3 protein-coding genes are annotated in these 3322 nt (G+C 59.5%); all 3 read left to right on the plus strand.

Translation table 11 applies throughout. The features are described 5' to 3' along the window. On the plus strand, nucleotides 1-110 hold a 110-nt coding region (locus ACTQV4_RS10170; protein ID WP_148332920.1), incomplete at its 5' end, for an arginine deiminase family protein. A gap of 105 nt (nucleotides 111-215) precedes the next feature. Next, nucleotides 216-1211 (plus strand): ornithine carbamoyltransferase, encoded by a 996-nt coding sequence (gene argF / locus ACTQV4_RS10175; RefSeq protein WP_006234279.1) that lies wholly within the window; start codon nucleotides 216-218, stop codon nucleotides 1209-1211. A gap of 138 nt (nucleotides 1212-1349) precedes the next feature. Continuing rightward, nucleotides 1350-2837 carry a YfcC family protein gene (locus tag ACTQV4_RS10180; RefSeq protein ID WP_441540634.1) on the plus strand — a complete coding sequence of 496 codons (1488 nt, stop codon included), beginning with the start codon at nucleotides 1350-1352 and terminating at the stop codon, nucleotides 2835-2837. Nucleotides 2838-3322 lie beyond the last annotated feature (485 nt).

Below are 3322 nucleotides of genomic sequence, written 5' to 3' on the forward strand. Positions count from 1 at the left end.
TGCTGTACAAGGAGGGCCTGGACCTTCTCGTCGTGCCCTCCGCCGAGCTCTCCCGCGGCCGTGGCGGCCCGCGCTGCATGAGCATGCCCTTCTGGCGCGAGGACCTCTAAGTCTTTCCGTTTCCGGTGCGGTCCCCCTACAACCGCACCGGTTTCGCCCGTCAAACGGGCAACACTAATACTTGCGTAATTTATTTTTTCGAAAGGAAACGAACCATGGGTGTTAACCTCTCCGGCCGTAGCTTCCTCAAGCTCCTCGACCTCACCACCGAGGAGATCGAGTACCTGCTCAAGCTCTCCAAGAACTTCAAGGACATGAAGCGCGCTGGCGTTCCGCATCGCTATCTCGAGGGCAAGAACATCGTTCTGCTCTTCCAGAAGACCTCCACTCGTACCCGCTGCGCCTTCGAGGTCGGCGGCATGGATCTGGGCATGGGCGTCACCTACCTCGATCCGGGTTCGTCGCAGATGGGCAAGAAGGAGTCCATCGAGGACACCGCCCGCGTTCTCGGCCGCATGTATGACGGCATCGAGTTCCGTGGTTTTGCCCAGGACGACGTCGAGGAGCTCGCCGCTAAGTCCGGCGTGCCCGTGTGGAACGGCCTGACCACTGAGTGGCATCCCACCCAGATGCTCGCCGACATCCTGACCGTCCAGGAGAACTTCAACTACGACATCAAGGGCAAGACCCTCGTCTTCATGGGCGACTGCAAGAACAACGTTGCTCGCTCCCTCATGGTTGTCTGCTCCAAGCTCGGCATGAATTTCGTGGCCTGTGGCCCCGAGGAGTGCATGCCCGCTGACGATGTCATCGAGGCCTGCAAGCCCATCGCCGAGGCCAACGGCTGCACCATCAAGCTGACCACCGACGTCAAGGACGGCGTCACCGGTGCCGACGTTATCTACACCGACGTGTGGGTCTCCATGGGCGAGCCTGACGAGGTCTGGGCCGAGCGCATCGCTCAGCTCACCCCGTATCGTGTCACCTCCGAGGTCATGGCTATGGCCAACCCGGGTGCCATCTTCCTGCACTGCCTGCCCAGCTTCCACGACACCAACACCACGATTGGCGCCGAGAAGTGCGAGCAGTTCGGCATTACCGAGCAGGAGGTCACCGACGAGGTCTTCGAGAGCCCTGCTTCCAAGGTTTTCGACGAGGCCGAGAACCGCATGCACACCATCAAGGCTGTCATGTACGCAACGCTCAAGTAAGAGCCTTTAAGCATTTCGCTCGGGGTGTATTGCTGCACACCCCGAGCGGTTTGTCTGGTAAATATCTTGCGTCGGGCGGTGGGCACGGCACGGAAGATCCGCTTCGCGCGAGAAAGTTAAATGATTTATGAAGGGGGGATGAGAACTATGACTGAGACCGCTAAGAAAAAGCGCGGTATGCCTTCATCGTTCACCATTCTTCTAGCTCTGCTGGCAATTGTTGCAGTGATTACCGTTATCGTCTCCGGCACGTCCGGCGGCGCTGTTACTGCAGCCCGCCTGAGCGATTTCTGCACCGCCCCGATTCTGGGCTTCGCTGACGCTCTGCCCGTCTGCCTCTTCGTTATGATCTTGGGCGGCTTCCTCGGTATGATGACCGAGACCGGCGCTCTGGACAACGGCATCGCCGTTCTGGTGCAGAAGCTTAAGGGCAACGAGATCATGCTCGTTCCTGTCCTTATGCTCATCTTCTCCCTCGGTGGTACCACCTATGGTATGTGCGAGGAGACCGTTCCCTTCTACGCCCTGCTCGCCGCTACCATGATGGCTGCCGGCTTCGACCCCATGGTCGGCGCTGCTACCGTCCTGCTCGGCGCTGGCTGCGGCTGCCTGGGCTCCACGGTTAACCCGTTCGCCGTCGGCGCTGCCGTCGACGCTCTGACCGGCGTTGGCATTGAGGTCAACCAGTCCATCATCATCGGCCTCGGTGCCGTCCTGTGGATTGTTACCACGGCCATTTCCATCTTCTTCGTCATGGGCTATGCCAAGAAGGTCAAGGCTGACAAGGGTTCCACCATCCTTTCGATGCAGGAGCTCAAGGACGCCGAAGAGGCTCACGGCAAGGCTGCTTCCGAGGTTAACAAGGAGGTCAAGCTCACCGGTCGTCAGAAGGGTGTTCTGATCGCCTTTGCCTTCACCTTCGTCGTCATGATCGTCGGCTTCATTCCGCTGGCCGACCTCAACGAGGGCGTTGCCAACTTCTTTGACGCTGGCGCTGTCTACGATGCCGACGGTAACACCGTCGTCCAGGGCTGGTCTGCCCTGATCACCGGCCTGCCCATTGGCCAGTGGTACTTCGACGAGGCTTCCACCTGGTTCTTCCTCATGGCTATCCTGATCGGTATCATCGGTGGCCTGTCCGAGAAGCAGATCGTTAACACCTTCATCACCGGCGCTGCCGACATGATGTCCGTTGTTCTCGTCATCGCCCTCGCCCGTGGCATCTCCGTCCTCATGGCCAACACCGGTCTCGACGTCTACGTCCTCGACGCTGCCGCCAATGCCCTGGCTGGTCTGTCCGGCGTGATCTTCGCTCCCATGAGCTTCCTGGTCTACTTCGGCCTGTCCTTCCTGATCCCGTCGACCTCTGGTATGGCTACCGTCTCCATGCCCATCATGGGACCGCTGGCTGTTAAGCTCGGCTTCTCGCCCGAGGTCATGGTCATGATCTTCTCCGCCGCCATCGGTGTCGTGAACCTGTTCACCCCGACCTCCGGTGCCATCATGGGCGGTCTCGCCCTGGCCAAGATCGAGTGGACGACCTGGCTCAAGTTTGCCCTTAAGCTCATCGTCGTTCTCTCCGTCGTCTGCGCCATCATCCTGACTGTCGCCTGCGTGTTGATCTAAGTACCCAACGGGTGCCCCACGGAAACCTTGACGATCCTGTAGAGGATCACTTGGTCATCGTCTGTCCGGTGGGGTCACCCACCGGTAGACTCCTACCTTTAGCCCCCTCCCGTTCCGTGCGCGGGAGGGGGCGCTCTTATGTTGCGCGGTTCTACGAACCGCGCAACCAGTTGACGCTGCGCGCCGCCCAGAACGACAATTTGTCATTCAAAAGGCAAGGCATGACCAAAAGGTCTATGCCTTGCCTTTTTCATGCCAACTTGTACGTTCTGGACGGCGCTCGCTGACTTATGCTCAACCTGCGACGTTTCCCTTGCTGGTGCAGGGAGCAGCTTGCTCGCTCTGGCGCCCGTGTCTGACTTATGCTCAACCTGCGATGTTGCCATTGCTGGTGCAGGGGAAGTGCGCTTGGGGCAGCTAATTTGGGACGGGGCTTTTTTGACTACCCCTTCTGTCTCTTATACACATCTCCGAGCCCACGAGAC

The organism is Collinsella sp. LCP19S3_B11 (assembly GCF_052121915.1).
Classification (GTDB): domain Bacteria; phylum Actinomycetota; class Coriobacteriia; order Coriobacteriales; family Coriobacteriaceae; genus Collinsella.

Coding starts and splice junctions, on each gene's coding strand:
- ACTQV4_RS10180 (WP_441540634.1), top strand. CDS start 1,350: ATGAGAACTATGACTGAGACCGCTAAGAAAAAGCGCGGTATGCCTTCA.
- argF (WP_006234279.1), top strand. CDS start 216: ATGGGTGTTAACCTCTCCGGCCGTAGCTTCCTCAAGCTCCTCGACCTC.